The 14,799-nt window shown below is 62.1% G+C and carries 16 protein-coding genes; 10 read left to right on the plus strand and 6 right to left on the minus strand.

Annotated elements, in window-relative coordinates; genetic code table 11:
* The first annotated feature begins 32 nt into the window (after nt 1–32).
* Nucleotides 33–254, plus strand: coding sequence for a hypothetical protein (locus R4P65_RS00495; protein WP_230816894.1), 222 nt, complete (start codon nt 33–35; stop codon nt 252–254).
* Between the two features lie 16 nt (nt 255–270).
* Here the strand turns inward: R4P65_RS00495 and R4P65_RS00500 are convergent, their stop codons facing one another.
* Both R4P65_RS00500 and R4P65_RS00505 read right to left on the minus strand, forming a co-directional pair.
* Nucleotides 271–1,125, minus strand: coding sequence for a polyphosphate kinase 2 family protein (locus R4P65_RS00500; protein ID WP_317825092.1), 855 nt, complete (start codon nt 1,123–1,125; stop codon nt 271–273).
* 57 nt (nt 1,126–1,182) lie between these two features.
* Entirely contained in the window at nt 1,183–1,917 is a 735-nt protein-coding gene (locus tag R4P65_RS00505; protein WP_230816896.1) for a TetR/AcrR family transcriptional regulator, read from the minus strand.
* A gap of 180 nt (nt 1,918–2,097) precedes the next feature.
* Between R4P65_RS00505 and R4P65_RS00510 the strand changes: the two genes are divergently transcribed.
* The 5 genes from R4P65_RS00510 to R4P65_RS00530 all read left to right on the plus strand — a co-directional run bounded on the left by R4P65_RS00510 (nt 2,098) and on the right by R4P65_RS00530 (nt 6,414).
* Entirely contained in the window at nt 2,098–3,369 is a 1,272-nt protein-coding gene (locus tag R4P65_RS00510; protein ID WP_411742507.1) for a DUF445 domain-containing protein, read from the plus strand.
* A 103-nt stretch (nt 3,370–3,472) separates the two neighbouring features.
* Nucleotides 3,473–3,979: a helix-turn-helix domain-containing protein gene (locus tag R4P65_RS00515; RefSeq protein ID WP_230816898.1), complete on the plus strand. Its 507-nt coding sequence runs from the start codon at nt 3,473–3,475 to the stop codon at nt 3,977–3,979.
* A complete protein-coding gene (locus tag R4P65_RS00520; RefSeq protein WP_230816899.1) occupies nt 3,972–4,799 on the plus strand; it encodes a heparin-binding hemagglutinin in 828 nt (275 codons plus the stop codon). Before R4P65_RS00515 ends, R4P65_RS00520 begins: the two co-directional genes overlap by 8 nt.
* Before the next feature lie 95 nt (nt 4,800–4,894).
* The gene (locus R4P65_RS00525; protein WP_003941505.1) at nt 4,895–5,191 is read left to right on the plus strand and encodes a DUF2516 family protein; all 297 of its coding nucleotides are present in this window, start codon (nt 4,895–4,897) and stop codon (nt 5,189–5,191) included.
* A gap of 191 nt (nt 5,192–5,382) precedes the next feature.
* Entirely contained in the window at nt 5,383–6,414 is a 1,032-nt protein-coding gene (locus R4P65_RS00530) for an alpha/beta hydrolase (RefSeq protein WP_317825093.1), read from the plus strand.
* A gap of 12 nt (nt 6,415–6,426) precedes the next feature.
* Here R4P65_RS00530 and purU read toward each other — a convergent pair whose 3' ends face one another.
* Entirely contained in the window at nt 6,427–7,314 is an 888-nt protein-coding gene (gene purU / locus R4P65_RS00535; RefSeq protein ID WP_003941509.1) for a formyltetrahydrofolate deformylase, read from the minus strand.
* Between the two features lie 64 nt (nt 7,315–7,378).
* Between purU and deoC the strand changes: the two genes are divergently transcribed.
* Nucleotides 7,379–8,044 carry a deoxyribose-phosphate aldolase gene (gene deoC, locus R4P65_RS00540; RefSeq protein WP_317825094.1) on the plus strand — a complete coding sequence of 222 codons (666 nt, stop codon included), beginning with the start codon at nt 7,379–7,381 and terminating at the stop codon, nt 8,042–8,044.
* Here the strand turns inward: deoC and R4P65_RS00545 are convergent.
* Complete coding sequence (locus R4P65_RS00545; protein WP_230816903.1) at nt 8,041–8,811, minus strand: DUF2993 domain-containing protein; 771 nt, start codon at nt 8,809–8,811, stop codon at nt 8,041–8,043. The genes deoC and R4P65_RS00545 overlap by 4 nt on opposite strands.
* Before the next feature lie 127 nt (nt 8,812–8,938).
* On the opposite strand from R4P65_RS00545, the gene R4P65_RS00550 reads away from it, so the two are divergent.
* From R4P65_RS00550 to R4P65_RS00560, 3 genes are all read left to right on the plus strand, one after another.
* Nucleotides 8,939–9,517 (plus strand): hypothetical protein, encoded by a 579-nt coding sequence (locus R4P65_RS00550; protein ID WP_317825095.1) that lies wholly within the window; start codon nt 8,939–8,941, stop codon nt 9,515–9,517.
* Between the two features lie 311 nt (nt 9,518–9,828).
* Nucleotides 9,829–11,262, plus strand: a complete 1,434-nt coding sequence (locus R4P65_RS00555; RefSeq protein WP_317825096.1) for an Ig-like domain-containing protein — start codon at nt 9,829–9,831, stop codon at nt 11,260–11,262.
* Nucleotides 11,263–11,343: 81 nt separating this feature from the next.
* The gene (locus tag R4P65_RS00560; RefSeq protein WP_317825097.1) at nt 11,344–13,377 is read left to right on the plus strand and encodes an Ig-like domain-containing protein; all 2,034 of its coding nucleotides are present in this window, start codon (nt 11,344–11,346) and stop codon (nt 13,375–13,377) included.
* Between the two features lie 70 nt (nt 13,378–13,447).
* Here R4P65_RS00560 and R4P65_RS00565 read toward each other — a convergent pair whose 3' ends face one another.
* Complete coding sequence (locus R4P65_RS00565) at nt 13,448–14,236, minus strand: class I SAM-dependent methyltransferase (protein WP_317825098.1); 789 nt, start codon at nt 14,234–14,236, stop codon at nt 13,448–13,450.
* A gap of 6 nt (nt 14,237–14,242) precedes the next feature.
* On the minus strand, nt 14,243–14,743 hold the full coding sequence (locus tag R4P65_RS00570; RefSeq protein WP_019744409.1) for a DUF2505 domain-containing protein: 501 nt from the start codon (nt 14,741–14,743) through the stop codon (nt 14,243–14,245).
* Nucleotides 14,744–14,799: the final 56 nt, after the last annotated feature.

Consider the following 14,799-nt stretch of genomic DNA (forward strand, 5'->3'; position numbering starts at 1 on the left):
AAACGAAAGAGATCCGACCGGAGGAGCGAACAATGAAGCTCAATCTCTTTGCAGCGTGGGCGTCGTACTTCCTGGTGTTGGCCACAGTGGTCTGCCTCGGCAGTTTCCTGGTGGCGGCAGGCTCAGGACAGGGTGGTTGGGCATTGATCGCCGGACTCGCCGGCGTCGCGTCCATCGGCCTCGCGGTAGCCCTGTACGCCAGCACTGTGCGTCACGACCACAAAGTGCACCGCGAATCCCCACACCTGTTCTGATCGGGACTGCTTCTGATCAGGACTGTGCGAGTCGCGCCTTCTCCGCCTCGATGTCGAAGTTGGCAGGCGGCCAGTCGAGATCGAGCTTCTCCAGAGCATCGATCAGTAGCTCCGTGACCGCAATTCGGCTGTACCACTTGCGATCACACGGCACGACGTACCACGGTGCATGCTCGGTCGACGTCTTGTCGAGCATTGCCTGATACGCCTGCTGATAAGCCGGCCACAACCCGCGCTCGGTCACGTCGCCCGGGTTGTACTTCCAGTACTTGTCCGGACGGACGAGACGTTCTTCGAGTCGCTTCTTCTGTTCGTCGAGCGAGACGAACATTGCGACCTTCACGATGGTGGTTCCGGCGTCGACGAGTTCCTTCTCGAACTGGTTGATCTCGTCGTAGCGCTTGCTCCAGACATCCTCCGGGACAAGATCGTGAACGCGCACGACCAGGACGTCCTCGTAGTGGGAGCGATCGAACACACCGAGATAGCCGCCGCGGGGTAGTTCCTTCTTGATCCGCCAGAGGTAGTGGTGTTGCTTCTCTTCTTCGGTCGGGACACCGAAAGCTGCGTGCTGAACTCCTGAAGGATCCACATGACCGATCACGTGCCGGACCATGCCGCCCTTGCCTGCGGTGTCCATGCCTTGCAGGACCAGCAGAATCGAGCGACTGTCCCCGGACCGGCCGTTGGCGTACAGCAACTCCTGCAGGTCGGACAGAACCGCGCCGCGCTCCTCGAGCAGACGTGCGCCGTCAGCTTTGTTTCCGGTGAATCCCGAAGTGCTGTTGCGATCGAGTTGATCGAGTTCGAACCCGGGGTCTGCCCGCAGGGCTTTGGCGGCTGGTGTTTCCCACAGCGAGTCTTGTGCCATGCCGAAAGAATGTCACAGGATTGACCCCTGTGACCTGAAAGTTCGGTCTCGGGCGAGTCAGTTCTCGGCGGGCTTGACGAGGGGATGGGGAACGGACTTGAACTTGGCCGGTGATCCATTGACCGCAGCGATGCCGGTGATTCCGCCCCAGGTCATCATCGTGAGGTAGTCGATCAGCGATTCTGCGGACATCGACTTGTTGGAGATCCACCAGTGCGTCGCGAGCTGAATTCCGCCGACGATCCCGAACGCCCACGGCAGGGAGCCGCCGGAATCCATTTCCATCTCGCGAAGACGATTGCCCAACACCGTGGAGAGCAATTCGGCGATCATGCGCTCGGAGTCGGCAACGACGTCGCGGTTGGCGCCGGCGCCGTTGGCCATGACGTAGAGGTAGATGTCCGGGTCGGATGCCACGGTTTCGACGTACGCGGTGATGCTGGCCTGAGTGAGTTCGAAATCGTCGAGATCACCGCTGATCGCTTCGTAGATACGCGGCGAGAGGATTGTCTCGACGTACCGCATCATCGTGGCGGTGGTGAGGTCGCTCTTGTCGGCGAAGTAGCGGTAGAGCACTGTCTTGGAGACACCGATCTCGGATGCGATCTCGTCCATGCCGATCTCACGGCCGCGCGCCCGGATTGCGGCGATGGTGCCGTCGACGAGTTCCTCGCGGCGAGCGATCTTGTGCTCACGCCAACGACGCTTGCGACCGTCGGATTTCTCGGGCTTCGCATCAGCAACGACTGTGCCGTCTACCTGCTCGTTGTCCTGCACGGCATTCTTGGCCACGAGTCATCTCATATCTGTGGTGCGAGCCACGTCCGATCGGTCTACTTTTCCGTTCCAGCTTAATGTCCGTGCCTTTACCTCGGGCACTCACATCGGCAGTTAGGGGGATTAGGTCCTGCAGGATCAGACTTCGTGTCGCTCGCGCTACGCCGCGTCACACCTTTCGGCACAATGGCGTGGGTGCAGCAATTGAGCCTCTCCGCCTTCGACGACGCCGCCAAGCGTCGGGACCTTCGCAAGATGAAGGTCTTCGCCACGGGCCTCCTCGGCTTCGCGACGGTGGTCTACATCTTCTGCCGGTGGCAGGAATCCCGCGGTGCCGGAGAGTGGGTCGGATACGTCCGGGCCGCGTCGGAGGCCGGCATGGTCGGCGCACTTGCCGACTGGTTTGCCGTCACCGCACTCTTCCGTCATCCGATGGGGCTTCCCATCCCACACACCGCGATCATCAAGCGCAAGAAGGACCAGCTCGGGGCCAGTCTGAGTTCGTTCGTCGGACAGAACTTCCTGGCTCCCGAAGTTGTGTCGGCCAAGGTGCAGCAGGCGCAGATTCCGCTCCGACTCGGCACGTGGATGGCTGAACCTGCCAATGCCGCTCGCGTCGCCGCCGAGACGTCGACGGTCTTGCGCGGCATGGTCGAGGTTCTTCGCGACGAGGACATCGCCCAGATCATCGACAACACGATCGTGAAGCGTCTCGCCGAGCCGATGTGGGGACCGCCGATCGGCCGAGTGCTCGGTGAGCTTCTCAAGGACAACAAGCAACTGCCGATCATCGAACTGCTGGCCGAGCGCGCGCATCAGTGGGCTCTCGGCAGCCAGGAAACGATCGATCGTGTGATCGTTCGTGATTCGCCGGCATGGTCACCGAAGTTCGTCGACGCCATGCTGGGGGAGAAGATCTACAAGGAGCTCGTCGAGTTCACCTGGAAAGTTCGTTCCAATCCCGAGCATGAGGTGCGCCTCGCTGCCAATCGCTTCCTGATCGATTTCGCGGACGATCTTCAGAACGACCCGGAGACCATCAAGAAGGCCGAGGGGATCAAGGCCGAGATCATGGGCCGCGAAGAAGTGACCGGTCTGGCGTCGTCGACGTGGCAGGTCGCCAAGCGACTCATCATGGAGTCCGTCGACGATCCGAACAGCACCCTGCGAACCAAGGTCGCCGAGAACGTGGCCGGCCTCGGAGTCAGGCTGCGCGACGACGACTCCATGCGCGCGAAGGTCGACGGCTGGCTGGTGCAGGGCACCAAGTACATCGCGGAGAACTACACCGACGAGATCACCGGGGTCATCAGCGACACGGTCGAGCGGTGGGATGCCGACGAAGCAAGCGAAAAGATCGAATTGCAGGTCGGTCGAGACCTTCAGTTCATCCGTATCAACGGCACCGTTGTCGGGTCGATCGCCGGTCTGCTGATCTATACGATTTCGACGCTCATCTTCGGCTGAGATGTCCGATATGTGACGTCCACCACGAGTGCTAGCAGTAGTGCTTGCAATAGTTAGCACCCTCTCCTATCCTGGGAAATGTCCACTGGAAAGGGAGGACGCAATGCCAGCGAAGTCGACGAACTCCGACGACGGAGATCGTGAATCATCCGGTGCCGCAGCCGGAGCAAGCGACTTGGCAGCTCGCGTCGTCAGCTCTGCGGCACACGACATCGGGGGGTTCATTCGTGCACAGCGGGAAGCCGCCCAAGTTTCGATGCGCCAACTTGCTCAACTCGCCGGCGTCAGCAATCCGTATCTGAGTCAGATCGAACGCGGATTGCGCAAACCGTCGGCAGACGTACTGGCGCAAATTGCCAAGGGTCTTCGAGTCTCCTCGGAAGTCCTGTACGTCCAAGCGGGATATCTCGAACAACGCCCGCACAGTCCCATCAGGGACGCGGTGTTGGCCGAGACGGCCATCAACGAACGGCAGAAGCAAGTACTGCTCGAAATCTACGACTCGTTCTGTCGCGAAAACGAGTCGTCCAGACCAGCCGCAGCGCCCGATTTCGCTGAATCGGCCGCAATTCCAGACACCGAGACTTCACTAGGAGAAAAAGATGACTGACAAGAACGCCATCGACAGCGTCAAGACCTCGCTCTACGCCGCCGTCGGTGCAGGCGACCTCGTCGTCCAGGCCGTAGCCGACGTTGTTGCTCAGGTTCGTGAGCGCGCCGAGAACACCCAGGGTGACGTCAACGGCCGTGTCGACGGTGCCCGCGAGAAGCTTGCTTCCGTCCAGGGTGACGTCGCCGAGAGCGTCGATGCGCTGCGTGAGCGTCTCGCCGGCCTGCCGTCCGAGCTGCCCGAAGAGCTCGCCGAGCTGCGCGAGAAGTTCGCACCCGAGGAGCTCCGCAAGGTCGCCGAGGCATATCTCAAGGTTGCCGGCGATTTGTACAACTCCCTCGCAGAGCGCGGCGAAGACGCAGTCGAGCGCATCCGCAAGCAGCCCGCAGTCGAAGAGGGTATCGCTGCTGCAGAGTCGGCACTCGGCGACGCCGTCGAGCTGACCGAAGACGCACTCGGAACCGTTGCTCGTCAGACGCGCGCCGTGGGCGAGCAGGCTGCCAAGCTGGCCGGCCGCGCTGCCGGACGCATCTCCGACACCGCAGAAGAGGTCGGCGAGAAGATCTCTGACGCCGGTGAGAAGATTGCCGACGCCGGCGACGAGGCTGCACTGAAGGTTCTCGACCTCGGTGACCAGGCTGACGAGGCTTCCAAGGAAGCTGCCGCTCGCGTGACCGCTGCTGCTTCCGACGTCCAGGAGCGCGCAACCACCGCCGCCAAGAAGGCCGCTCCGGCCAAGGCTGCTCCCGCGAAGGCTGCACCGGCCAAGGCCACCGCGCCGGCTCCGGCCAAGAAGGCTGCTCCGGCCAAGAAGGCCTGATTTGCCCAGCTCCACCTGCCGAAGGCTCCCGCGCTCAGCCGAGTGTGGGAGCCTTCGTGTTCGTCGGGAACCGGATGAGAACTTAGGATGTAGTTGTGACTCAAGTCGATGGGCTAGTCGGTCTGATATTTCTCGCACTGAAAGTGCTCGCGCTGGTGGGTGCTGTCTACGCGATCGTCCATGCCGTCAGGCAGCGCCCGGACGCCTTCACTGCCGTCAACAAATTGACCAAACCGATCTGGCTGGGAATTCTGATCGTCGCGGCGTTGATCCTTTTGGCGACGTCTCCGGTCGGTCTCCTGGGCATCATCGCGGTCGTTGCGGTGTGCGTGTATCTCGTGGACGTTCGCCCGCGCGTGGATGACATCCAGCACGGCGGTTCTCGCTGGTAGTGCGCTGCGGTTCCCGCTCATCTGGTACTGCGGTTCCCGCTCATCCGGTGCTGCGGTTTCCGCTCATCGTGTGCTGCCCCACTCTTCGCTTCAACGCTGACAACGAGCGTTGTTCGAGTGATAGTGTCGGTTAACGGCAGTCACACATAGATTGCATCCGTCTGTCGTCAGCAGCAGTCAGGGGTAAATGCATGTCCAGTCGTTCGCGCACCACAGAGCTACGAGTACTGGCAGGCGCCGTCGGAGTGGGAGCGCTCGTCGCGGTGGTCGCGGGGATCCGTCATCGCCGATCCACGCGCGGTTTGACCCTCTCGAGCGACGTCGAACCCAACGCACTCCTGAAGACTCCGACGCTCAAAGCCGATATCAGCGAACTGACCACCGACGACGGTGCGATCATCAACGTCCGGGCTTACGGTCCCGTCGACGGCGATCCGATCGTTCTCAGTCACGGATGGACGTGCTCTACCGAATTCTGGTACCCGCAGGTCAATGCGCTTGCCGGCGAGTATCGCGTCATTACCTACGATCAGCGCGGTCACGGCCGCAGCACCGTCGGCAATCTTCCGCTCGGCCCGGAAGTCCTCGCCGACGACCTGTCTGCAGTGCTGGCAGCCACGGTTCGCGAGGACAAGAAGGCAGTCATCGTCGGTCACAGCATGGGCGGGATGAGTATCATCGCCTGGGCTGGTCGCCACCCTGACGAGGTCAAGACGTACGCATCGGCGGTCATGCTCGCGAGCACCGCGAGCGAGAGGTTGATCGCGGAGACCACGGTCATCCCACTGCCCAATCGTTTTCCTCGGGTGCCGGTCCCGGTGGGCCGCGCCATCCTCAGCTCGCCCGTTCCGTTCGTCTCCTCGGGCGCGATGACGAAGGCGATCCAATACGTCTCGATGTCACCGAACGCGACCAAGGCCGAGATTCAGTTCTGCGAGAACATCGTTCGTGAGTGCAAGCCCCGCATCCGTGGCGGTTGGGGAGCAGCGCTGAGCACCCTCGACATTCACGAGGGACTCGACAATCTCGAAGTGCCGACCACCGTGCTCGTCGGCTCGCTCGATCGGCTCACTCCGCCGGTCCATGCGCGCAAGCTTGCGCAGGTCCTTGACGACGCCGGCAACCTCGAACGGTTGATCGTGTTGCCGGGCGTCGGTCATATGTCGTCGATCGAGAACATCGACGAGTTCGACAAGGAAATCGTGCGACTGCGCAACCTCTAGCGCACCGCTGCTCTAGCTGAAGACAACCGTCTTGCGGCCGTGGACCAGGACACGATCCTCCAGATGCCAGCGCAGTCCGCGTGAGAGTACGAGCTTTTCGATGTCCCGACCCTGACGGACCATGTCGGCGACATCGTCGGCATGGTCCACACGGATCACGTCCTGCTCGATGATCGGGCCGGCGTCGAGTTCGGCGGTCACGTAGTGGCACGTGGCGCCGATCAATTTCACACCGCGCGCGAAGGCCTGGTGGTACGGGCGAGCACCGATGAACGACGGCAAGAAGCTGTGGTGGATGTTGATCGCGCGGCCGGCCCAGTGCTCGCACAGTGATTCGGGCAGCACCTGCATGAAGCGTGCAAGAACCACGGCGTCGGGGTTGTGAGCGTCGACCAGGGCGCGGACCTTCTCGAAGGACGGTCCCCGTTCAGCCGGGTCCTTGGCGAACGGAACGTGGTGGAAGTCGATCCCGTGGCGCTCGGTGACACTGCGCAGATCCTCGTGATTGCCGATGACGGCGCTGATTTCAGCCGGGAGTTCCCCGCCCGCAGCGCGGCCCAGGAGATCATGCAAGCAGTGACCTTCCTTGCTCACGAGCAGCACGATCTTCTTGGGAGCACCCGAGTCGTGAAGAGTCCACTCGGTTTCCGGACCGATCTCGGCCGCAACAGCTTTGAACCGTTCACGAAGCTCGTCGATGCTCATGCTCACCGAAGACGCACGGACCGCCTGCCGCGTGAAGAACCATCCGGTGTCGGCATCGGCGTGATACGCAGCTTCCACGATCCATCCACCGACGTCGGTGAGAAAGGTCGAGATGCGTGCGACGATGCCCGTGGTGTCGGGGCAGCCGAGGGACAGAACATAGCGACGATCATCGATCGAAGGTGCAGCGGTCATGCGGCCTAGTCTCTCAGGTGCGGCTGCGGCGACGGTCGCGTGGTGGTGTGCCAAGCTTTCCATCATGTCTGAAGCCGCACTCACTCGTTCCCAGGTTGCCGCGATGGTGGACCACACTCTGCTCAAACCCGAAGCCACCGCGGCCGATGTGACCGCCCTGATCGACGAAGCACGCAGCCTCGGTGTGCTCGCTGTCTGCGTCTCGCCGTCGATGTTGCCGGTTCGCGCCGAAGGACTGGTGACGGCGGCCGTCGTCGGATTCCCGTCGGGGAAGCATCATTCACTGGTCAAGGGCGCTGAAGCGCGACTGGCCGTCGATCAAGGCGCAGCCGAGATCGACATGGTCATCGACGTAGGAGCGGCGGTCGCCGGCGACTACAGCGCGGTGTTGGCAGACATCCTAACCGTCCGCGAGGCGATGGGGGAGAGTGCGATCCTCAAAGTGATCCTCGAAACCGCAGCGCTGTCCGACGAGGCCATCGTCGAATGCTGCCGCGCAGCCGTGCGCGCCGGGGCGAACTTCGTCAAGACCTCCACCGGATTCCACCCTGCAGGCGGGGCAACTGTCGAGGCCGTCACACTGATCGCGCAGACCGTCGGCCCGGGCGTGGGAGTCAAGGCCAGTGGCGGAATACGTACGACGCAGGCGGCACTCGACATGATCGCGGCCGGTGCCACCCGCCTCGGATTGTCCGGAACCCGAGCAGTATTGGACGGTCTGACCGACTAGGTCAGCAGGCCGCAGCTGTCCGGCACCGCCGAGGTGTTCTGGTTGTTCGCGTCGGCGACGGGCATGGCGTAGGCGCCACCCTCGAGCGAGATCTCGATAGCGTCGTCGGTGACGGTCAGTTCCGTGGGCTTCATGTCCAGCGGGTATGTCTGCAGGCTGTCGGTGAGTGTCTGGACGATGCCGTCGACCAGGTCGGTCGGCAGACCCAATCCGAGAATCTCGGCACCGACGGTCTGAACGTCGACCACTCCGTTGGTGACGGTGGGCTTGACCGTGAGCTTCGCGAGCCCGACCGGTCCGACGTCGAATGCGAGTGTTCCGGCGCTCGAGTCGGCGGTGACGCCGGAGACGAGGCCACCGAAGGTCTGCTCCTGCAAAGTGGCGAGAATGCCTGCGGTAGACCAGTTGACGTCGGCGCTGGAGCTGCCGATGGTGCCGCTGTTACCCGCCGAGGGCTGCAAGTTGATGTCGTTCACCTTCGCGTGAACCTGCATTCCCGTTGCGGGGCCGAACGAAGAGTCGTCACTGTCGATGCTGATGTACGGCACCTTCTTGTCGACTGCCTGCAGGAGTACGGGCTTCCAGCTCAACCCGACATCGACCTGGGATCCCAGTTCGCTCTGGAACTGGTCGGCCATGCAGGTCTTCACCTGGTTGCGTACGTACAGTTCTCCACCGACGAGTGCCGCGACGAGTACGGCGATCACCACGAGAAGGATGATGAGCACTCGGTTGCGCGGACGAGGGTTGTTCGCTGCGACAGTCATTCGCCAGATTCTTCCCGACGAGTCTGAACGAACTCTGTGAATACGCACTTCTTCATTCCTGTGATGCGCGACACAGTCGCCCGTAGTCTGTTCGAAACGGCGTTTTCGACGGTCACCGGAGGTGGTCATGGCTTCGGACTACGAGTCACTCGAGCTGCTGGCGCTACGACAGTGTGGATTTGTCACGGCTCTGCAGGCATCCGAACTGGGTTTCGGTCTGGCCTTGATGGACGAGATGACGGAATCCGGAGCTTGGACGACTGAGTGTCGCGGACTTTTTCGCCTCGAACGCGTCAGACATACTGCCTTGGACGAGTTTGCGAAGTGGTGCACGTGGTTCGCCGGTAGCGCCACTGTTTCGCACTACAGTGCCGCAGATCTACACGGCCTCGGGCACCTGCAACCTCGCTTCATTCATCTCTCCGTTGCGCACCCTCTCGCGGCGCCGACCCGCCAGGTCGCCCTGCACCGACTGCCGCTCGCGGATGACGAGTGTGAACAGATCGGGCCCATCCGCATCACCACGCCGTTGCGTACCGTGCACGACCTGGCTTCCGGTGGAATTTCCCAAGTCCTACTCAACGAAGTAGTCGCCGATGCGGTGGCGATCGGTCGACTCGACGCGCACGAGTTGTATCTCTCGTGTGAGAACGCGAGTGTGGATGTTGCTGTTCGAGTGGAGTTGGCGCTCGCCGCAAGCCTGTAATCGAGATTGATTTTTTATGCTTCTGCGACCTTCTGGCATCACGTCCGAAATCGAATATGACGCCGATATCAGAGATTTGAGATGTGCAACTTCGGGGCGAATATTTTCTCTTTCCTGCAGTTAGAACGACATCGAGATCGGTGGTCTAGGACTTTCGGCCTAGTGTTATTGCAGATCGGCGATGTCGCAGATGAACTAAATCTGCGAAAAGCGTAGTTACTTTACAGTCAATGGGATAACGTCACGGCATCGAAAGCAGACGGACGCTTGTCCTGGACGGCTGTCTGCCCCCGTTGTCGAGAGGGTTGTGGATGTCCGTGAGTGGTGTTCGTCGTGTTGTCGGTGGTTTGAGTGTGTTTGCTGTTGCTGCCGGTTTCGCGGTGGTTGCGGGTGTCGGGGTTGCTGGTGCTGCTCCGGTGACGGCTGAGTTCAATTCCGATGGGTACAAGGTGACTCGGACGATCAGTAACGGCACGCCGTCCGAGGGTGATGTGATCACCTCGAAGACGGTGTTCAAGCGAACTGCTGCGGTTCACAATATGTATGCGGTGCGCGATTTTCATCCGGCGTGCATGACATACGTCGACGGTTCGGCGACGGTGAACGGTAGTGCGTTCAGGGTCAACGAGGTGGCTGCTGATTCTGTTCGGTTGAGTGCGGGTGCTACGGAGTGGCCGATGTGGGGCGGCGACGTTAAGACGTTCGAGTTCCAGTACCGCGTTGGTGCGGATTGTGCGCGTGGTACCGATTTGTCGACGACGGTGCATTTCGACGGCACGGTGTTCGTTGACGACACGACAAATGGTCGTGGTCCGTCGATCAATGTTCAGAAGAACGTCTCGACGACCGCCGTGTCGCCGGTCAGTGGGGCTCAGGTGGGGCAACCGGTGACCTTGAGTGCGACGGTAACCGGTGGTGCCGACGGTGATCAGGTGGAGTTCTTCGACGCCGGTTCCAAGATCGGTGCAGGCTCTCTTGCCAATGGTGTTGCAACACTTGCCTGGACGCCGACCACCCGTGGAGACCACTCGATCACAGCGAAGTTCGCCGACACGGCGCGTGCCGTCGGTTCGGCTTCGGCAGCGCTGATCGTGAACGTTTCGCAGGCCGACGTTCAGTCCAGCACGACCCTGGCGCCGATCTCGGGCGCCCAGGTCGGCAAGTCGACCGCGCTCAAGGCAACGGTATCTGCGTCGGGCACCGGCGGAACGGTCACGTTCAAGGTCGGTGGAACGGTGCTGGCTTCGGTACCGGTGGCAGGCAACGGTGAAGCCACCTACGCCTGGGTTCCGACGGTTGCCGGTGCGCAGACAGTGGAAGCCGTATTCTCCGGCCGATCGGGCGTCACCGGGTCGAGTACCACCGCAAATGTAACAGTGGCCGAACAGCCCGCTGGAACAACAAGTTCCACAACAGATCTCAGTGTAGGAGCGGGGCAGGTGGGCGTAGCGCAGACCATCTCCGCTCAGGTCAGCCCAGCAAATGCCGGTGGCACAGTCACCTTCAAGGACGGCGAGACCGTCATCGGCACGGCTACGGTCGATTCATCCGGAAAGGCCAGCCTTTCGTGGAAGCCCGCAACTCAGGGTCAGCGAATTGTCGCGGCGGAGTACTCGGGCGCCGGCACAGTGACGGCGTCGTCCGATCAGGTCTCCGTCCAGATCGCCGCACCGGTTGACGGTGGAGAACCCGGCAACGGTGGAACCGGTTCGCTCGGCAGCCTGGGCAACATCTTCGGCTCCTAGCCACCGACACCTGGTGATGCCCCGCCCGCGTTCGGCGGCGGGGCATCACCCATTTCGCTCACTTCTCGAGAAGGAAAAGCTATGTCTGTAGGTTCTGCACGTCGTGCAGTTGCAGGTTTGAGTGTGTTTGCTGTTGCTGCCGGTTTCGCGGTGGTTGCGGGTGTCGGGGTTGCTGGTGCTGCTCCGGTGACGGCTGAGTTCAATTCCGATGGGTACAAGGTGACTCGGACGATCAGTAACGGCACGCCGTCCGAGGGTGATGTGATCACCTCGAAGACGGTGTTCAAGCGAACTGCTGCGGTTCACAATCTGTATGCGGTGCGCGATTTTCATCCGGCGTGCATGACATACGTCGACGGTTCGGCGACGGTGAACGGTAGTGCGTTCCGCGTCAACGAGGTGGCTGCTGATTCTGTTCGGTTGAGTGCGGGTGCTACGGAATGGCCGATGTGGGGCGGCGACGTGAAGACGTTCGAGTTCCAGTACCGCGTCGGCGCGGATTGTGCGCGTGGTACCGATTTGTCGACGACGGTGCATTTCGACGGCACGGTGTTCGTTGACGACACGACAAATGGTCGTGGTCCGTCGATCAACGTTCAGAAGAACGTCTCGACGACGACCCTGTCTCCCGCGGACGCCGTCAAGGTAGGGCAGTCTGTTGCGCTGAAGGCGGCAGTGACCGGTGGTGCTGAGGGTGATTCGGTGGAGTTCTTCGACGGTGCCACCAAGATCGGTGCGGGCACGCTCGCCAATGGTGTTGCAACACTTGCCTGGACAGCTGCTGACGTTCGAACGCACAGCGTGACGGCCAAATATCTCGGCAATGCGAAGGTAGCGACCTCGACGTCGTCGGCCGTCGACGTCGTCGTCTCCGAAGCCGACAAGAGCACTGCAACGACGATCACCGGTCCCGCAAGTGCTGTGGCGGGTGAGTCCGTGACCGTCGAGGCTACGGTGTCGCCTACTCCGGCGGGTGGCACGGTGCAGTTCAAGGACGGTGTAACCGACCTCGGCGGCGCCGTTACCGTCGATGCCGACGGCAAGGCTTCGCTGACGAATTCCTTTGCAGAAGGCGCGCATTCGATCGTGGCGGTGTACTCCGGTTCCGGCGTATACCAGGCCTCGACGTCGGCGCCGCATGCGTTGACGGTCGCTCCGGTAGTGGTCGAGGAGAGCACCGCGACTACCCTCGTCGGCCCGTCGACAGGTTCAACAGGGGAGGCCTTGTCGTTCACTGCCTCCGTCTCGACCGGTGTTGCAGGCGGAACCGTGCAGTTCAAGGAAGGTGGCAGGGATCTGGGCTCCCCGATTCTCGTGGACGCCTCGGGTAAGGCAACAACCACGCCGACCTTCAACGTGGCGGGCGAGTACAGCATCACCGCTGTGTTCTCGGGCTCGGGCAACTACCTGGGTTCGACGTCGAACATCCAGACTGTGAACGTCAAGGCGCCGGCTCCCACCGACCAGCAGACCCAAACGGCCTTGACCGTTCCGGCGGATGCAAAAACCGGTACGGCAGTTGGTCTCTCCGTGATCGTCACGCCGACTCCGGTAGGCGGCACGGTGCAGTTCAAGGACGGCTCGGGCAATCTCGGCTCGCCGGTGTCCGTTGTGGACGGCAAGGCGTCGATCATGCACGAGTTCGCGAGCGTCGGCACTCACGACATCACGGCCGTGTACTCGGGTGCATCAGGATTCCTCACCTCTACCTCGGCCGCGCGGGCGGTTTCGGTCACAGCTCCGGCCGCGGAGGATCAGGAAACGTCCATCACCGTGAGCGCCCCGGCGTCAGCGGTCAAGGGCGCGAAGGTCGATCTTGTTGCGGCAGTGGTACCTATGCTCAGCGCAGGAACGGTCCAGTTCATGGATGGAGCCACCCCGATCGGTGGACCGGTTGCCGTGGTGAACGGCAAGGCCACGCTCTCGCATACTTTCACCGAACTCGGAGATCGCCGAATCACCGCGGTGTTCAGCGGAACTGACGGCTACCTCGGTTCCGAGACCCAGGCTGCAGTCACCGTCAAGGTCACGGCAGAGTCTGACGGCGGCGATCCCGGCAACGGCGGCAGTTCGACCGGTTCGCTGGGAAGCCTGGAAAATATCTTCGGATCCTAGCCCGACGCCGGCACACAGACGCCTCGCCGCAGAGACAACTTCTGCGGCGAGGCGTTTCCCGTCTGCGAGTTCAGGGGTTCGGCGCTACGACATGCCATGGCACCGTCAGGATGCAGTCGCGAAGACGTCGTCGCGCGGGCTGCACGGGAATTCCTTGCGCCCGAAGAATTTCCAATGCGGCAGCCCAGCGATGTCGAGGTCCGAACGAGGCGTGTGGCGCAGCGGTGGCCCAGGCTCGATCGGCCGCGCTGAGCAGAGCGTGGATCGGCTCACCTGGAACGTTGCGGTGAATGAGAGCCTTCGGGAGACGTTCCGCGATGCCGGAAGGACGCTCGATGTCGAAGGGGTCCCAGGCCAGCGTCAGGGTCAATGGACGATCGGCGTCGAGAAGCACCCAGGCGCAACGCCTTCCGAGCTCGTCGCAGGTTCCGTCGAGTAGCAGTCCGCCCGGGGCGAGGCCGGACTGAATGTGTGCCCACGCAGAGTCCACAGCGTCCTCCGGGTATTGCCGGAGGACGTTGAAGGCGCGTACGAAAACGGGTGTGAGACCGGCTAGTTCGAATCCGCCACGGGCGAAGCTGACACCGTCACGACTCTCGACTACGCGGGCGGGGTCGATCTCGAGCCCGATGACGCGTCGATCCCGCCGGACAGCGGTGAGGCGGCTTGCCATCTCGAAGGTGGTGTCCGGCCTCGCCCCGTACCCGAGGTCGACGATCAACGGATCGGCCGCGTTGTTCAGGGCATGCGCGATAGTGCGGTTGTGGACGATCCACCGGTCACTTCGTCGCAGTCTGTTGATCCCCGTCGTGCCACGGGTGATGACCCCCTCGATCTTCGGGGGTGGAGCCTTCTTCACGCCGCTTCAGCGTGCGGCGAGCCAGGTCGCCGTGACCTGAGCTTCGGTGCGGAAAAGATCGACGAGGTTGATGAGCATGAGCTGTTCCAACTTCGCGCCGATGAACGGTATGAAGACCTTGGCCTCGGACGTGGTTCGCAGCGTGGACCCGGTATCGGTCGCGAACAATTCCATGGTTCCGGACAGATTCCCCGGCCCGGCCGGGATGGACGCTTCGTACGTTCCGGTCACGGTGTCACCGAAGGCGCCGTACGACTCCTTGCGCGTGATGACCAGATCCTTCTTCATCACCGTCTGAGCAATGTCCGGCAAATCGGTGCGCGGGAGAATGTGGTGCAGCACGAGATCGATTCCGGAATCGGTGACCTCGAAATGTTCCACATGGTTCTCGGAATGCTTGCGCATCTCCTCGACGCGGGCCTCCCAGTACGAGCGGTCCGCCAGTGCCGCGTAGACCTGCTCGGGGGAGTGCTGATAGCGGGCGGAGTAGTCGATGCGGCGAGCCATGATCGGAAAGAATACCTGTTACGCGCTGTGACAAGCCAAATTGGCCGTATCCACAA

Source organism: Rhodococcus sp. IEGM 1318 (genome assembly GCF_033142465.1).
GTDB lineage: Bacteria > Actinomycetota > Actinomycetes > Mycobacteriales > Mycobacteriaceae > Rhodococcus_F > Rhodococcus_F qingshengii_B.

Excerpts from the sequence above, each read along its gene's own strand:
- R4P65_RS00495 (WP_230816894.1), top strand. The coding sequence starts at position 33 with ATGAAGCTCAATCTCTTTGCAGCGTGGGCGTCGTACTTCCTGGTGTTG.
- R4P65_RS00500 (WP_317825092.1), bottom strand. The coding sequence starts at position 1,125 with ATGGCACAAGACTCGCTGTGGGAAACACCAGCCGCCAAAGCCCTGCGG.
- R4P65_RS00515 (WP_230816898.1), top strand. The coding sequence starts at position 3,473 with ATGCCAGCGAAGTCGACGAACTCCGACGACGGAGATCGTGAATCATCC.
- R4P65_RS00520 (WP_230816899.1), top strand. The coding sequence starts at position 3,972 with ATGACTGACAAGAACGCCATCGACAGCGTCAAGACCTCGCTCTACGCC.
- R4P65_RS00530 (WP_317825093.1), top strand. The coding sequence starts at position 5,383 with ATGTCCAGTCGTTCGCGCACCACAGAGCTACGAGTACTGGCAGGCGCC.
- purU (WP_003941509.1), bottom strand. The coding sequence starts at position 7,314 with ATGACCGCTGCACCTTCGATCGATGATCGTCGCTATGTTCTGTCCCTC.
- deoC (WP_317825094.1), top strand. The coding sequence starts at position 7,379 with ATGTCTGAAGCCGCACTCACTCGTTCCCAGGTTGCCGCGATGGTGGAC.
- R4P65_RS00545 (WP_230816903.1), bottom strand. The coding sequence starts at position 8,811 with ATGACTGTCGCAGCGAACAACCCTCGTCCGCGCAACCGAGTGCTCATC.
- R4P65_RS00550 (WP_317825095.1), top strand. The coding sequence starts at position 8,939 with ATGGCTTCGGACTACGAGTCACTCGAGCTGCTGGCGCTACGACAGTGT.
- R4P65_RS00555 (WP_317825096.1), top strand. The coding sequence starts at position 9,829 with ATGTCCGTGAGTGGTGTTCGTCGTGTTGTCGGTGGTTTGAGTGTGTTT.
- R4P65_RS00560 (WP_317825097.1), top strand. The coding sequence starts at position 11,344 with ATGTCTGTAGGTTCTGCACGTCGTGCAGTTGCAGGTTTGAGTGTGTTT.
- R4P65_RS00570 (WP_019744409.1), bottom strand. The coding sequence starts at position 14,743 with ATGGCTCGCCGCATCGACTACTCCGCCCGCTATCAGCACTCCCCCGAG.